We start from the raw sequence: 15,401 nt of genomic DNA, 5'->3' as shown, positions 1-15,401 counted from the left end.
ACGGGAGGAATAATCGTGTCCAACATCAAGGACTGGAAGTTCAGCCACGATGACGCGACCGCCGCCGAGTGGACGCCGGGCTTGCGGGAAATCTTCGAATACCGGGACCTCGGCATAAAGGATGGGACCAAGGGCGACTATGTCGCTCACCTCGTTCGCCACAACGGCAAGGAGATGAAGGACGACGTGCAGCATTGGCACGTCCACGACTGCACCTTCCAGATGGTCTACGTCATGAATGGATGGGCCACCTTCGAATACGCGGGCCAGGGCCAGAGGACGATTCGCAAGGGCGACTGCATCAATCAGATACCGGGGATCCCGCATCGCGAGATCGCGTGCTCCGACGACTTCGAGGTGCTCGAGATCGTCGCGCCGGCGAACTTCAAGACCAGGATCGTCGAGGCGCCGACGACTCATGCCGAGGCCGCCGAATAGCATTGGAAAGCACAAAATAGGCGAGCGGCAAACGGCATCGCCCGAGGGAGAGGAAGGCACATGTCTGGACTGTTCCGCCCGTCGCGACGGGCAATGCTCAAGGTCGGCCTCGCGGGAGCCGCGACCGTCGCCTCGCCTGCCGTCCTGCGCCTGACCGCCCAGGCGCAGACCGGCCCGATCAAGATCGGCCTGCCGCTGGCCTTGACCGGCGCCCTCGGCTCGGTGGGCCAGCAGCAGAAGCGTGGCGCCGAGTTCTACGCCAAGCTCCAGAACGCCAAGGGTGGCATCCTGGGACGGCCGATCGAGCTCCTGATCGAGGACACCGCCGGTAACCCCGCCAACTGCGTCCGCAAGGCGCAGGAAATGGTGGAGCGCCGCGACTGCCGCCTGCTGACCGGCATCACGCTGTCCTCGGAGGCCCTGGCGGTGGTGCCCAAGCTTGCCGAATGGGACTCGATCTTCATTTCGTCGGATAACGGTGACGGACGGCTGACCGCCGAGAGCCTGGTGCCGAACTTCTTCCGCGCCAACATCTCGGGCCCGATGGGCACGCGCGCCGTGTCGCTCTATCTGCGCAGCGCCAAGCTGCAGAAGCTCTATGCCCTGGGGCTCGACTATGCCTGGGGGCACAACAGCGTGCAGGTCTTCGAGCAGGAGGCGCTCAAGTCGAAGAAGGAATTCGTCGGCAAGGTCTTCGCGCCGACCGGCACGAAGGACTATTCGCCCTACATCACCAAGATTCGCCAATCCGGCGCCGACGCCGTCTTCCTGGTCCTGCAGGGCGACGACAACAACGCCTTCCTGTCCCAGGCGCAGCAATACCGCCTGCCCGAGAAGGTCAAGCTGCTGACCGAGATCGTCGATCTCGCCAGCATCCGCGCGGTGGGGGATGCGTCGCTCGGCCTGATCGGCTCCTCGCGCTACAGCTTCACCTACGACCACCCGTTGAACAACGAGTTCGTCGCGATGTGGAAGAAGGAATACGGCACCGTTCCCGACACCTTCGAGGGCGAGCAGTGGCAGTGCATGAAGGTGTTCGAGGCCGGCATCACCAAGGCGGGCGGCATCGAGGCCGCCAAGCTGCGCCCGGCGCTCGAGGACATCGAGATCGAGAGCGTCAAGGGCAAGGTCCATATCCGCAAGTGCGATCACCAGGGCGTGCAGCAGGGCTTCATGGTCGAGGTGAAGAAGAAGCCCGGGTTCGACACGCCGGTGCCGGAGGTGATCGCGACGTTCCCCGGCGAGAGCACGACGCCGACCTGCAACACCATGACCTTCAAGGATTAGGCGTGGGTCACTCCGGAGAGGACACAAGCCCGTCGTCCCGAGCGAAGCGAAGCGTAGTCGAGGGACCTGCTCATGCCGGCAGACGTGAATGAACAGGTCCCTCGACTACGCTTCGCTCCGGTCGGGACGACGAAAGTTCCGATGAACCGATGAGCACATTCGCGCTTCTCCTGACTCAGTTCGTCAACGCGCTGTCGCAGTCGGCCCTGCTGTTCTTCCTCGGCGTCGGCCTGACGCTGATCTTCGGCCTGATGCGGATCGTGAATTTTGCCCACGGCGCGCTCTACATGCTGGGCGCCTTCGTCGGCTACTCGCTCGGCAGCTGGTCAGGCAGCTACTGGCTCGCCCTGGCCGGCGCGCCGGTGCTGGTCGGTCTGTTCGGAGCGGCGTTCGAATTCTCCATCCTTCGCAGGCTTTACCGGCGCGATGCTCACGCCTTCCTGATGGTGACCTTCGGCCTCGCCCTGGTCGTCGGCGAGGCCGTCCGGCTGACCTGGGGTTCCGACGCGCTCCAGGTTCCCGCCCCACCGGCTCTTTCCGGCGTGATCTTCCTGCTCGACGAGCCGTTCCCCGTCTACCGCCTCTTCCTTGCCGGCACCGGCATCGTGGTGGCGATCGCGATCTGGCAATTCCTCGAGCGGTCCAAGCTCGGGCTGCTGATCCGCGCCACCTCGCAGAATGCCGAGATGGCGAGCGCGCTCGGGGTCGACATCAAGCTCATCCGCTCGTGCGTGTTCGGCATCGGCTGCGGGCTCGCGGCCCTCGGCGGCGTGCTGGCGGCGCCGCTGGTCACCGCTTCCAACGGCATGGCGGCGACCGTCATCATCGACGCCTTCGTGATCGTCATCATCGGCGGCATGGGCAGCTTCCTGGGCTCGCTCATCGGCGCGCTGCTGATCGGCTTCGTCCAGGTGTTCGGCAATTACTACGCTCCCGATTTCGCGCTGGCCTTCATGTACCTGGTGATGCTGGCCGTCCTCGTGGTTCGTCCGGGCGGCCTGCTCGGCAAGGAAGCCTGAGCAGATGCGCAGCGCGACCCGGCTGACCTGGATCGTCGTCGCACTGGCGGCGGTGCTCGCGCCGCTCGGCCTGCCGCCGTTCGCCATGACCCTGCTGACCGAGGCGGTCATCCTCGGGCTCTTCGCCATGAGCCTCGATCTCATGTTCGGCTATACGCGGCTGGTCTCGTTCGGCCACGCCGCCGCGTACGGCTTCGGCGCCTATGCCTCCGGCTGGCTGCTGCTGCACACCGGCATGCCGCTGCTGTTCGCGGTGTTCGCGGCCGGGCTGTTGTCCGGCGTCGTGGGCATCGGCGTCGGCTGGATGTGCACCTTGGCGACCGGCGTCTCCTTCTCGATGCTGACGCTCGCCTTCGCCCAGCTGCTCTATGCCATCTCGTTCAAATGGACCTCGGTGACGGGCGGATCCGACGGCCTGGCAGGGATTCCGCGCAACATCGGCCCGTTGGGCTTCGCGGCGCTGTCGAGCAAGGCCGGCTTCTACTATCTGGCGCTGGCCTGCCTGGTCGGCGGCTTCCTGCTGTGCTCGGCCCTGGTGCGCTCGCCGTTCGGCGCGGTGCTGCGCGGCATTCGCGAGAACGAGGCCAAGACCACGGCGCTGGGCTACAACACCCGTCTCTACAAGATCGCCGTGGTGGCCGTCTCCTACGGGCTCGGCGGGCTGGCCGGCGCCCTCTATGCGCCGTTCGCCGGCTTCGCCAATACCGAGCTCCTGTTCTGGCTGCTGTCGGGGCAGGTCCTCATCATGGTGATCGTCGGCGGCTCCGGCACGCTGGTCGGTCCGATCCTCGGCGCCGCCTTCTTCATGCTGATGGAGCACCAGCTCAGCGCGTGGACGGAGGCCTGGGCGCTCTACTTCGGCCTGATCTTCATCGCCTTCGTCCTGTTCGCGCCCGAAGGCATCTGGGGACTGGCGACGGCGCGCCTGCGGCGCCCCTTGCCGAGGCACTGACCGTGGCCCTGCTCGAGCTCGATGGCGTATCGCGCCGATACGGCGCCCTGGTCGCGCTCGACCAGGTCGCCATGAAGGTCGAGGAAGGCGAGGTCCGCGCCGTCATCGGTCCCAACGGCGCCGGCAAGACGACGCTGTTCAACGTGATCACCGGCACGGTCAAGCCGACCGCGGGAGCGATCCGGTTCGCCGGCCAGCCGATCGCCGGCTTGCCGAGCCACCAGGTTTGCCGGCTCGGCCTGTCGCGCACCTTCCAGATCACCTCCCTGTTTCCCGAGATGTCGGCGCGCCAGAATGCGCAGCTGGCGGCGCAGGCCCGCCATCCGCGGCGCTGGCAGCCGTTCGGTGGCACACGGATCTTCAAGGAGGCCCAGGCGCTCGCCGACGCAGCGCTCGAGCAACTCGGCCTGTCCGCCATCGCCGACCGGCCTGCGGGGCTGCTGTCGCACGGCGATCAGCGCCTGCTCGAAGTCGCCATGGCCATGGCGCAGCAGCCGCGCGTGCTGCTGCTCGACGAGCCGACGCAGGGGCTCTCGGTCGAGGAGACAGGCCAGGCCGTGGACACGCTCGCGCGCTTCCTGCAAGCCTCGCGGATGACAGTCCTTCTGGTCGAGCATGACATGGAGGTCGTGTTCCGCCTCGCCCACAGGATCACGGTGCTGCATCGCGGCGCGGTGATCGCCGACGGCGCGCCGGAGCAGGTGAAGGCCGATCCGCGGGTGCAGGACGCCTATCTCGGAGGCCTCGACTGATGCTCAGGATCGAGGGCATGAACACGCATTACGGCGCCAGCCATATCCTGCAGGGCGTCGACCTCGACATGCCGCAGGGCCGCATCAGCGCCGTGCTCGGCCGCAACGGCGTCGGCAAGACGACGATGGTGAAGAGCATCATGGGGCTCGTGACCCAGAGCGGCGGGCACGTCCATGTGGGAAGCACCGACATCACCGGCTGGCCGCCGCATCGCGTGGCGCGCGAGGGCGTGGCCTACGTTCCCGAGGGGCGGTTGATCTTTCCCGATCTCACCGTGATCGAGAACATAAAGGTCGGCGAACGCGAGCCCGGCGGCGCGTGGCCGCTCGCCCGGCTGCTCGAGCTGTTCCCCTCGCTGCGCGAGCGCGCCGCCAACAGGGGCTCGCAGCTCTCGGGCGGCGAACAGCAGATGCTGGCGATCGCCCGCGCGCTCGTGTCCGATCCCAAGGTGATGCTGCTCGACGAGCCGAGCCAGGGGCTCGCGCCGCTGGTCGTGCGCGAGCTCGCCCGCATCATCCGCCTGCTGCGCGACGAAGGCGTCACGATCCTGCTGGTCGAGCAGAACATGAAGCTCGCCGAGGCCGTCGCCGACGAGTTGCACATCATGGTCAAGGGGCGAATGGTCTATCGTGCAACGCCTGCCGTCTTCCGCGCCGAAGAGGAGTCAATCCGGGCTCGCTTCCTCACCGTGTGATGCAAACAGCCGTAAGTATTGACCGCTCAGCAGAAATAGATCCCTCGCTGCGCTCGGGATGACAACTCTTTGAGGCGCGGCACTGCTGACAAAAATGGTGTCATCCCGAGCGCAGCGAGGGAACCTTGCGCGACAGTCGGAGAGTCGATGCTTTCGGCCGTTGGTATGATGGGAATCGAGAAGGACCTGGGACCGCGGATGCGGGCAGCTCATTCCATGTCGATCTTCAGGGCCTTCGGCTTCTTGCCCCAGAAGAGCACTTAGTCAGGGCTGCAGCAGATCGTGCGGATTCTGGCCGGCAGCGTGGTCACCAGTGATCCCGAGATAGAGGGAGTTCAGCAGGTTCCTGAACCGCTCCCCCTCAGTGCTGTTGTCGGCGCCGCGTGATCAGTGCCGGCCGGCGGCTCGGCCGGCACAATTCCTACTTCTTCACGGGGGCCTTGATCTCGAAAATGATCACATGCGTTGGCGTCTCGCCCACGTTCGTACCGATGTGGGTTTGTTCCTCCGACCACATCACGTCGCCGGCTTTGAACTCACGAGTTAGGACCTTCCCGTCCGGTAAAGTGATGGTCCTTTTGAAGGGACTGAGCGTGTACATTACGAAAGCAGGATGTTGGTGCTGCTGGGTCTTTTGGCCGGGGAGATCACTGTACTCCAGCACGCGAACGCGGTCGTTCTCCAGGATGATCCTGTACTTGTCACCATCGGTTTCGATCGGGTTCTGTGCGTAGGCCGTCCCCGCCATCAGGCACAACATCAAGCAGCAAGCAGACTTCATCGCAACCTCCGCTTTCAACGTGTCAGTCTTCCCGCGATGCAGGTGGGCTCCTACGCGCCCAGCACCATAGTGCACTGGGCGATGTCGTACAGATCTTCGGACGGCATGCCTGCCGTCTTTCCCGCTACCCGGCCGGGCAACCGCCCAAAGGCGCCCGCAGGGTCGGGAACAAACCGAGGATGACACCTTCAGCGGGCGGGATGCCGGGCGCCGCGCGCCACCCTCGGCGAACAGCGCGCCAGACAGGTGTTGAACGCATCAACTTTCCCGTGTGTGAGCGGGGACCAACAGGCTCGAGTCCCCTCCACGGTCGTCCTGAGCGCAGCAAGGACCTCACGCCAGCGACGCGGTCCGTTTCTGATCGTTCGGTGATTCCTTCGCTGCGCTCAGGACGACAGGGATGAGCACAGGGGACATTCCACATGTCTTGTTGGGCCGGGGCGTAGCCTCGCCAGCACTTCGATCCACCCCGGTCGCGCAGCTTGCGGCAAAACGATAAGCTGGCCGGCATGCCGACGAACTTCATCTTCATCCTGGCCGATGACCTCGGCTACGCCGACCTCGGGTGCTATGGCGGCCGCGCGCCGGTCTCGCCCAACATCGACCGCATGGCGGCCGAGGGCCTGCGCTTCACGCGGGGCTATGCCAACTCCGCCGTCTGCTCGCCGACACGTTTCGCTCTCGCGACGGGGCGCTACCAGTACCGGATTCGCGGCGCGGCCGAGGAGCCGATCGGCAGCACCATGCGCGGCGACAAGGTGATCGGTTTGCCGCCCGAGCATCCGACGCTGGCCTCGCGTCTTGCCGAGGCGGGATATCGCACGGCGTTGATCGGCAAGTGGCATCTCGGCTTCCCGCCGGCCTTCGGCCCCTTGGCGAGCGGGTACCACGAGCATTTCGGACCGCTGTCCGGCGGCGTCGACTATTTCACGCACCAGGACAGCTTCGGCGCGCACGACCTGTTCGAGGACGGCAACGAGGTGCATCGCGACGGCTACCTCACCGACCTTCTGAGCAACCGCGCGGTCGACTTCGTGCAACGCTCTGCCCGGTCGCGGCAACCCTTCCTGCTCAGCCTGCACTACACCGCGCCGCATTGGCCGTGGGAGACCCGCGACGACGGCGAGCTGGCGAAGTCGTTCGGCAAGGGCCGGCCGATCTATCACCTCGACGGCGGCAGCATCCACGCCTACCGGCGCATGATCCACCATATGGACGAGGGCATCGGCCGCGTGCTCGGCGCGCTCGACGACGGCGGCATCGCGCGCGACACCATCGTCGTCTTCACCAGCGACAATGGCGGCGAGCGCTTCTCGGACAACTGGCCGCTCGTCGGCGGCAAGATGGACCTGATGGAGGGCGGCATTCGCGTGCCCTACGTCGTGCGCTGGCCGGCGCGTACGCCCGCCGGGACAGTGACCGAGCAGCCGGCCATCACCATGGACTGGGTGCCGACCTTCCTGGAGGCCGCCGGCACCTCGGCGCATCCCGACTATCCGAGCGATGGCCTGTCGCTGGTGAAGACGCTCGGCGATCCGGCCACCGTCACCGAGCGCCCGCTGTTCTGGCGCATGAAGCACAAGGAGCAGCGCGCGATGCTCGCCGGCCGCTGGAAATACCTGAAGATCAACGAGCACGAATATCTGTTCGACGTGGTGAGCGACGAGCGCGAGCGTGCCAATCTCGCCAAGCGCCATCCCGAACGCCTGTCCGAGATGCGTGCAGGCTGGGAGACGTGGGACGCAACGATGCCGCCGATCCCGGATGAGGCCGGTGTGCGCCTCGTCTACGGCAGAAAGGACATGCCGTGACCGGCTCGGACAGCACGGCGTCGATCCGCGACATCCTCGATTTCTGGTTCCTGCCGCTCGACGACCCCGACCATGGCAAGCCGCGCGAGATCTGGTGGGACAGCACGCCCGAGTTCGATGCCGAGAGCCGCGCGCGCTTCGGCGCGCTGGTCGACAAGGCCATCGCAGGCGGGCTCGACCCGTGGCGCAAGTCGCCGGACGGTGCGCTGGCGCTGGTGCTTTTGTGCGATCAGTTCCCACGCAACATCCATCGCCGCGGCGCGCGCGCCTTCAGCGGCGATATCAAGGCCCGGGAGACCGCGCGCTTCGCGATCGCGCACAACTATCCGGTCGCCTATGGGCGAGACATGCGGATGTTCTTCTTCATGCCGTTCCAGCACAGCGAGGAACTCGCCGACCAGGAATTCTGCTGCACGCTGTTCGCGAGCCTGCACGACGAGGACAACAACAAGCACGCGAACGACCATCGCGACATCGTCGCCCGTTTCGGCCGCTTCCCGCACCGTAACGAGGTGCTGGGCCGCGAGTGCACGCCGGAGGAGGTCGACTACCTCAAGACCGCGAAGCGCTTCGGGCAGTGAGGAGCATCCGGTAGAGGTCGGCGGTCAGCGTGTCGAAGCAGCAGAAGATGATGCGGTCGAGAGCATCGGCGCGCGCTTGCACTTCCCGGATGGCGATCTCGGCAGCCGCTTGCTTCGGATAGCCGTAGACCCCGGTCGAGATTGCGGGGAAGGCGAGACTCGCCAGCTTGTGCCGTTCGGTAAGCGCCAAGCTGCTTCGATAGCAGCCCGCCAACAGCTCCGGTTCGTTCGCATGGCCGCCGCGCCAGACGGGGCCGACCGTATGGATGACGTGCCGCGACTTCAGCCGGTACCCCCTGGTGATCCGGGCCTCGCCGGTCGGACAGCCCCCCAGGGTACGGCACTCCGCGAGCAGTTCGGGCCCGGCGGCACGATGGATCGCGCCGTCGACGCCACCGCCACCCAGAAGCGATTCGTTTGCGGCGTTGACGATCGCGTCGACGTCGAGCCGCGTGATATCGCCCTCGATGACCTCGAGGCGCGCCATGGCCTTACCAGTAGCGGACGGGACCGGTGTCGAGATGGACGAAGCCGGAGCGCGGATAGAAGCCGACGCCGCCCATCTGCAGCGACCGTGCGGCCTGGCGAATCTTGAACACCGGCATGCCCGGGAAGCGGACGTCCAGCGCGTTGCCGTTCATGTGCTGGCTGTCGCGCGCCACGCCGCGGCTGACGCTGGCCAGCCAGGCGTTGTGCTCGGGCGAGCGGAAGGCCGACAGCACCTCGACGGTGCCGCCGTAGCCGGTTTGCTGCATGGTGTGCCACAGCACGTCGAACACCAGCGGATCCATCTCGGTCCGGTCACCGGATTGGCTGTCGCGCAGGAACTGATTGAGCTTGTCCAACGCATCGCGATGATAGGCGCCATCCGACCAGTAGGTCAGAGTGAGCGTCTCGCTGGAATTGACGTTCAGCAGGCTGAGCGAGCGCGGGCTCGTGAGGTCGAGCGGGGGCGGCGGCTCGTCCGGGACGGCCGGCGCCGGCGCGAATCCGCCATAGCGCGAGCCACGCAAGCTTTGGGGCGTTACGGGCCGTTTGATGGCGGCTTGCTTGACAACGCCCTGCTTGACGGCAGTCTGCTGGGTACGGGCCGCGGCCGCCGTCTTGTGGACGGCGGACTTGGCGGCTGGTGTGACAGCCGCCTTCTTCTGTGTAACTCCGGAAGCGCTGTGCCGGAGGACTTCGGTCGTTTGAGCGACGCTCGCACCGGCAAAAGCCAGCGTGGCCGCCACACTCAACACCAGACTACGCATTCCTGCCCCGTCTTTGTTGCATTTTTGCCACACAGACTTCTATCAGAGTCGGGCAGGCAACGCCAAGCGAAAATCTCTGTCCTTGACGAGGGCTAGAGCGACAACTTCACCTAACACACAGAGTGTGGGCCCCTGCAGTTGTGCACGTGCTGCTTGCCGTTCGATGGTCGCAAGCGTGCCGACGACCCGCCGTTCGCGCTCGGTCGTGCCGTTTTCGATAAGGGCCACCGGCGTCGAGGCAGGCATGCCATGTTGGACCAGCTGGCGTGTGATCGCCGGCAGGCCCTCGATGCCCATGTAGATGACCACGGTCTGACGGGGCCGCGCCAGCATCGGCCAGTCGAGTGCCGTCTCCCCGTCCCTGGTGTGGCCGGTGACGAACACGCAGGCCTGCGCGTGGTCGCGGTGGGTGAGCGGGATGCCGGCGCTGGCCGCGCAGCCCAGCGCCGCGGTGATGCCGGGCACGACCTCGACGGCGACCCCGGCGTCGACCAGCGCCTCGACCTCCTCGCCGCCGCGGCCGAAGACGAACGGATCGCCGCCCTTCAACCTCACCACGCTCTTGCCGGCTCGGGCGAGCGCCACGAGCCGCGCGTTGATCTCCTCCTGCGGCACGGCATGGTGCCCGCGCCGCTTGCCGACAAAGATGCGCTCAGCGTCGCGGCGGGCAGCACCCAGGACTTCGGGCGAGACGAGGCGGTCGTAGACTACGACGTCGGCGCGCTGCAGCAGACGGTGCGCCTTCAGGGTCAGCAGGTCGGGATCGCCCGGGCCGGCACCGACGAGATGGACCATGCCCTGGGCAGGCGCGCGGTCGCTGCGGGCGGTGTCGAGCAGGCGGATCAGCTCTCGGCGCGCGGCGATCTCGTCGCCCGCCAGAGCGAGTTCGCCGACGCGGCCGTCGAACACGCGATCCCAGAACAGGCGGCGGGCGCGCGGCTCGCCGAGCGTGCGGCGGACCTGGCCGCGGAAGATCTCGGCGAAGCGCGCCAGCCGGCCGATCGCGGCGGGCAGCGCACGTTCGATCTCGGCGCGCAGCTTGCGGGCCAGCGCCGGCGCCAGGCCGCCCGTCGAGATGGCGATGGTGATCGGCCCGCGATCGACGATCGCCGGCATGATGAAGCTCGAGAGGGCGGGGCGATCGACGACGTTCACCGGCACGCACTGTGCTTGGGCGAGTTGCGAAACCCGCGCCTGCAGCGCCTCATCGGCGGTGGCGACGATCACCAGCGCCACGCCGACCAGATCGGCCTGGTCGAAGGTCCGGCCGGCCCAGCAGATGCGGGCGTCCGCGATGAGCTGGGCGATCTCGCCGGTGACGGTTTCGGCGATCAACGACACTTGCGCGCCTGCAGACAGCAGGAGCTCGACCTTGCGCGCCGCTTGATCCGTGCCGCCGACGACCAGCACACGACGGTCCAGCAACGACAGGAAAAGCGGGAAGCTCTGCATCACGCCACCTTCTTCAACCGCGCGGCGCGCAGCAGCAGGCGGATCTCGGGCCGGCAGGAGCCGCAATTGGTGCCGGCGCGGGTCACGGCGCCGACGTCGTCGAGCGAGGTCGCGCCCCTTGAGATGGCGGCTTCGACGGCGTTGCAGGACACGCCGAAGCAGGCGCACATCTCGCCGCCGCGATCGGCGGCGTCACCGCCCTGTAACAAAGCGGTGCGTTGATCGACGCCGAGGCGGTCGATCGCCATGAAGGGCGCAAGACGATCGCGCGCGGCATCATCGTACGACTCACCCGTCATCATCACCGCTTCCAGGCGACCGTCGGCGATCACGGCGCCGATGCCTGCATCGCCATCGAGCCATGGACCGGGATTCGCCGCGCGCAACGCCGCAGACAAGGCGCGACGTGCCGGGGCGAGCGGCTGCTCGCCGGCGACGACATAGGCGTGGTGGCCGGCGGCTGTGATGTGCGTCCAGTAGGCGATTTGCGGCAACATCATGGGTCGGCGAGCGAGAATCGTGCCATACCACTGGAGGGCGAGTGCGCGAATTTCGACGGGCGTGTGCTTGAGCTCGGGCTGGCCGGAAATCGGATCGATGGCCGGATTGACGACGGCATTGATACGGCCGGCACGAGAAACCTGCGCCGTCCAATGCATGGGCGCGAAGGCCTCGCCCGGCCGCACGCCATCGGATAGACGCGCGCGCAGCACCGCCCGCCCCCAGCGACTTGCGACCTCCACGATCGCGCCGTCGGCGATGCCACGCGCCGAGGCATCGCGCGGATGCAATTCGACCGTCGGCTCGGCTCGGTGGCCGGCGAGCCGAGCCGACTTTCCGGTGCGCGTCATGGTGTGCCACTGGTCTCGCACCCGGCCGGTGTTGAAGCGCAATGGCCGCTCGATATCCGGTTCGTGAACCGGAGGACGCGGTATGGTCGCGATGAATCGTGCACGGCGGTCGGCGTGGAAGAAGTCGCCGTCGGCAAAGAAGCGGCCGCCGCCCCAGGTGAACGGCGAAAGGGTCCGATAGGCCTCGTTGTCGATCATCGCATGGGCGCCGATGTCGAAATCGCGCGTGCCGTTGTTCTCGAAAGCCGACAGCGCAGCATGCTCGCGGAAGATGTCGGCCACGCCGGTCCAGGCGAAGGCGTCGCCGAAGCCGAGGCGCTGCGCAACCTGGCCCAAGATCCACCAATCCTGCCGCGCCTCGCCCGGCGCCGGCAGGAACGGCCGCTGGCGCGAGATGCCGCGCTCGGAATTGGTGACGGTGCCGTCCTTCTCCGCCCAGGCGAGCGCCGGCAGGCGGATGCGGCAGGCATCGACGGTGTCGGTGGCGCGGATCGCCTCCGACACGATTGCGTACTCGCAGTTCCTGAGGGCATCGCGCACGGCGTCGGCATTGGGCAGGCTGGCGACCGGGTTGGTCGCCATGATCCAGACCGCCTTGATCTCGCCACGGCCGACCGCCTCGAACAGGTCGACCGCTTTCAGGCCGGCCTTGGTCGCCATGCGCGGCGCGCGCCAGAAGCGACCGACCCGATCGACGTCGGCCGGCGCGAAGTCCATGTGCGCGGCCAGCGTGTTGGCGAGCGCGCCGACCTCGCGGCCGCCCATCGCGTTGGGCTGGCCGGTGATCGAGAACGGCCCCATGCCCGGCCGGCCGATGCGCCCTGTCAACAGGTGGCAGTTGATCAAGGCATTGACCTTGTCGACGCCGGCGCTCGACTGATTGACGCCCTGCGAATAGAGCGTGACCGTCCTCTCGGTGCGCGCGAACCAGTCGAAAAACGTCGCGACATCGCCAGCCCGCAGGTCGCAGTCGGCTGGATCGCTCGCCTGCGCGGCGGCCAGTGCAGCCTCCAGGCCGATCGTATGCCGATCGACGAAGTCGCTCGCGACCATGCTGCGGCGCTGGAGCGCCGCCAGCAGGGCGTTGAACAGCACCACGTCGCTGCCCGGTTTCAGCGCGAGATGGAGGTCGGCGATGTCGCAGGTATCGGTGCGGCGTGGATCGATCACCACGATCTTCATGGCCGGCCGCGCGCGCTTGGCCGCTTCGAGCCGCTGGAACAGCACGGGGTGGCACCAGGCGAGGTTGCTGCCGACCAGCACGACGAGATCGGCCAGCTCGAAATCCTCGTACAGGCCCGGCACCGTGTCGCTGCCGAAGGCGCGCTTGTGGCCCGCCACCGAGGACGCCATGCAGAGCCGCGAGTTGGTGTCGATGTTGGCGGTGCCGAGGAAGCCTTTGATCAGCTTGTTGGCGGCGTAATAGTCCTCGGTGAGAAGCTGGCCTGAAACATAGAAGGCGATGGCGTCGGGCCCATGCCTGGCGATGATGTCGCGGAAGCCGTCGGCCACCGTGTCGAGCGCGGTCTCCCAGGACACGCGCTGGCCGTCGATCTCGGGATGCAACAGCCGGTCTTCCAGCGACAGCGTTTCGCCCAGTGCCGCGCCCTTGGAGCAGAGGCGGCCGCGGTTGGCGGGATGATCGGGATCACCGGCGATCCCTGCGCCGCCCCTCCCGTCCGGCGTCGCGACGATGCCGCAGCCGACACCGCAATAGGGACAGGTCGTACGGACGCTCATGCCGCCAGCGCGCGGAGCGGCGCGCGCGCCGCAAGGTCGCGCAGGGCGTCGACCTCGTGGCGGCGGCAGAATTCGAAGAAGCTTTCGGTCGGATCGGCGCGATGGGCAAGCCAGGCCGACAGCAGCTTCTCGATCAGTAGCGGCAATTCGTCGAAAACGACGTCGCGGGCATATTCCCGCGCCATCGCCTGCTCGGCGGTCGAAGCGGCACCGCCGCCGACATAGACGTGATAGCCCTCGACGCTGTCCTCGCCGCGTTCGACCTTGCAGGCGAGCAGGCCGATGTCGCCGACATAGTGCTGGGCGCAGGAATGGTGGCAGCCGGTGAGATGGATGTTGATCGGCAGGTCGACCGCGACCCGGAGCTCGAGATGGTCGGCGAGCCGCAGCGCGTGGCCCTTGGTGTTCGAAGCGGCGAACTTGCAGCCGGCATTGCCGGTGCAGGCGACGAGGCCGCGGCGGATCGCACTCGCCTCGACGCCGATTCCAAGCGCCGCCAGTGCGGCGACACAGACGCCGACATCCTTGTCGGCGACATCGGAGATCAGCAGATTCTGCCACACCGTGAGCCGAAGCGTGCCGCTGCCGAAGCGCTCCGAGATGTCGGCCAAGCCACGCATCTGCTCCGAGGTGATTCGTCCGACCGGCAGCACGACGCCCAGATAATTGAGACCGGGCTGCTTCTGCGGATGCACGCCGATATGCCCGTGCTTGTCAGCGAGCGGCCGCGGATCGAGCAAGAGGCCCGACACACGACGCAACGGCGCACCATATTCCTTCTCGACTTCCTTCAGGAATTCGGCGCGGCCCATCCGGTCGAGCACGTACTTCAGCCGCGCCTTGGCGCGGTTGGTGCGGTCGCCGTGTGCGATGAAGGCACGCACCACGGCGCCGGCCACCTTCACGCACTCCCCGGGCTTCAGCAGCACGCCTGTCTCGTGCGCGAAATCCTGGTGGCCGGTGATGCCACCGAGCTGCAGGCGGAAATAGAGTTCGTCCACTGCGCGCGCCGCGACGAAGCCGATGTCGTTGGTGTCTTCCAGCACCGGCACCTTGCCGCCGCCGTCGAAGGCGATGTTGAACTTGCGCGGCAGGCCGTACATCTCGCGGTGATTGAGGATGTAGTGATGCATCGCACTGCACAGCGGCCGCGTGTCGATCAGCTCCTGTGGGTCGATGCCGGCGGTCGGGCTGCCGGTGACGTTGCGGATATTGTCGGCGCCCGAGCCGCGCGCGGTGAGGCCGAGTTCCTGCACCGCCAGCAGCAGATCGACCGCATGGTCCGCCGGAATTTCCCGGATCTGCAGATTGGCGCGCGTCGTGACATCGGCATAGCCGCCGCCGAAAGAGTCGGCGGCATCGGCCAGGCCGCGCATCTGCCAGGCATTCATGATGCCGTTGGGGATGCGCAGCCGGCACATGAAGGAGTTCTCGGCCGGCGCCACGTAGAAGAGTCCGTGGTACTTGGTCAGGAAGACGTCGATGCCTTTGGGAAACTCGGCCTTCTCCGAACGCTCGACGACCTCGTCCCAGCGGTCGAGCGGATGACGCTGCCGCTTGGCCTTCTCCTCCGCGACCAGCTTGCCGCCTGCGGCGACCGCGCGGTCCTGCGCAGCGTACTGCAATGCGTCAGGGCCAATCGGCTGCACCGTAGCAGCCGTGGGTGTCGCCGCCTTGCGTGCAGCAAGTCCGCTGGTGAATCCTTCCAGCCAGCGCTTCTGCTGGTCGGTGAACCCGGTCACGTTGCAGCCCCGGCATAGTCAGAGGGCTGGGAGCGCGGCTCCCCAGA

Annotated in this window: 14 protein-coding genes; 8 read left to right on the top strand and 6 right to left on the bottom strand. The window is 67.0% G+C overall.

The window, feature by feature from the left end; translation table 11 throughout:
- The first annotated feature begins 15 nt into the window (after positions 1-15).
- The 6 genes from ACQY8M_RS04200 to ACQY8M_RS04175 all read left to right on the top strand — a co-directional run bounded on the left by ACQY8M_RS04200 (position 16) and on the right by ACQY8M_RS04175 (position 5,143).
- A complete protein-coding gene (locus ACQY8M_RS04200; RefSeq protein WP_428669234.1) occupies positions 16-438 on the top strand; it encodes a cupin domain-containing protein in 423 nt (140 codons plus the stop codon).
- Positions 439-498: 60 nt separating this feature from the next.
- Entirely contained in the window at positions 499-1,725 is a 1,227-nt protein-coding gene (locus ACQY8M_RS04195) for an ABC transporter substrate-binding protein (protein ID WP_428669233.1), read from the top strand.
- Positions 1,726-1,874: 149 nt separating this feature from the next.
- The gene (locus ACQY8M_RS04190; RefSeq protein ID WP_428669232.1) at positions 1,875-2,744 is read left to right on the top strand and encodes a branched-chain amino acid ABC transporter permease; all 870 of its coding nucleotides are present in this window, start codon (positions 1,875-1,877) and stop codon (positions 2,742-2,744) included.
- A 4-nt stretch (positions 2,745-2,748) separates the two neighbouring features.
- Positions 2,749-3,696: a branched-chain amino acid ABC transporter permease gene (locus ACQY8M_RS04185; protein WP_428669231.1), complete on the top strand. Its 948-nt coding sequence runs from the start codon at positions 2,749-2,751 to the stop codon at positions 3,694-3,696.
- Positions 3,697-3,698: 2 nt separating this feature from the next.
- Positions 3,699-4,448, top strand: coding sequence for an ABC transporter ATP-binding protein (locus ACQY8M_RS04180; protein WP_428669230.1), 750 nt, complete (start codon positions 3,699-3,701; stop codon positions 4,446-4,448).
- Positions 4,448-5,143, top strand: coding sequence for an ABC transporter ATP-binding protein (locus ACQY8M_RS04175; protein WP_428669229.1), 696 nt, complete (start codon positions 4,448-4,450; stop codon positions 5,141-5,143). The genes ACQY8M_RS04180 and ACQY8M_RS04175 overlap by 1 nt, the downstream gene beginning before the upstream one ends.
- Positions 5,144-5,564: 421 nt before the next feature.
- Here the strand turns inward: ACQY8M_RS04175 and ACQY8M_RS04170 are convergent, their stop codons facing one another.
- Positions 5,565-5,924, bottom strand: a complete 360-nt coding sequence (locus tag ACQY8M_RS04170) for a hypothetical protein (protein WP_428669228.1) — start codon at positions 5,922-5,924, stop codon at positions 5,565-5,567.
- Between the two features lie 509 nt (positions 5,925-6,433).
- On the opposite strand from ACQY8M_RS04170, the gene ACQY8M_RS04165 reads away from it, so the two are divergent.
- Together ACQY8M_RS04165 and ACQY8M_RS04160 are read left to right on the top strand one after the other, a co-directional pair.
- Positions 6,434-7,735, top strand: a complete 1,302-nt coding sequence (locus ACQY8M_RS04165; protein WP_428669227.1) for a sulfatase family protein — start codon at positions 6,434-6,436, stop codon at positions 7,733-7,735.
- The gene (locus ACQY8M_RS04160; RefSeq protein WP_428669226.1) at positions 7,732-8,316 is read left to right on the top strand and encodes a DUF924 family protein; all 585 of its coding nucleotides are present in this window, start codon (positions 7,732-7,734) and stop codon (positions 8,314-8,316) included. Before ACQY8M_RS04165 ends, ACQY8M_RS04160 begins: the two co-directional genes overlap by 4 nt.
- Here ACQY8M_RS04160 and ACQY8M_RS04155 read toward each other — a convergent pair.
- The 5 genes from ACQY8M_RS04155 to ACQY8M_RS04135 are packed head-to-tail and all read right to left on the bottom strand — an operon-like array spanning position 8,288 to position 15,354.
- The gene (locus ACQY8M_RS04155) at positions 8,288-8,803 is read right to left on the bottom strand and encodes an O-acetyl-ADP-ribose deacetylase (RefSeq protein ID WP_428669225.1); all 516 of its coding nucleotides are present in this window, start codon (positions 8,801-8,803) and stop codon (positions 8,288-8,290) included. The genes ACQY8M_RS04160 and ACQY8M_RS04155 overlap by 29 nt on opposite strands.
- A gap of 4 nt (positions 8,804-8,807) precedes the next feature.
- A complete protein-coding gene (locus ACQY8M_RS04150; protein ID WP_428669224.1) occupies positions 8,808-9,569 on the bottom strand; it encodes a DUF882 domain-containing protein in 762 nt (253 codons plus the stop codon).
- A gap of 42 nt (positions 9,570-9,611) precedes the next feature.
- Positions 9,612-11,021 carry a siroheme synthase CysG gene (gene cysG, locus ACQY8M_RS04145; protein ID WP_428675307.1) on the bottom strand — a complete coding sequence of 470 codons (1,410 nt, stop codon included), beginning with the start codon at positions 11,019-11,021 and terminating at the stop codon, positions 9,612-9,614.
- Entirely contained in the window at positions 11,021-13,612 is a 2,592-nt protein-coding gene (locus tag ACQY8M_RS04140; RefSeq protein WP_428669223.1) for a molybdopterin-dependent oxidoreductase, read from the bottom strand. Before ACQY8M_RS04140 ends, cysG begins: the two co-directional genes overlap by 1 nt.
- Positions 13,609-15,354, bottom strand: coding sequence for a NirA family protein (locus ACQY8M_RS04135; RefSeq protein WP_428669222.1), 1,746 nt, complete (start codon positions 15,352-15,354; stop codon positions 13,609-13,611). Before ACQY8M_RS04135 ends, ACQY8M_RS04140 begins: the two co-directional genes overlap by 4 nt.
- Positions 15,355-15,401 lie beyond the last annotated feature (47 nt).

This window comes from Reyranella sp. (assembly GCF_965279465.1).
Classification (GTDB): Bacteria; Pseudomonadota; Alphaproteobacteria; order Reyranellales; family Reyranellaceae; genus Reyranella.
The sequence above is the reverse complement of the archived record's forward strand: the minus strand, read 5'-3'. Positions and strand labels throughout refer to the sequence as shown.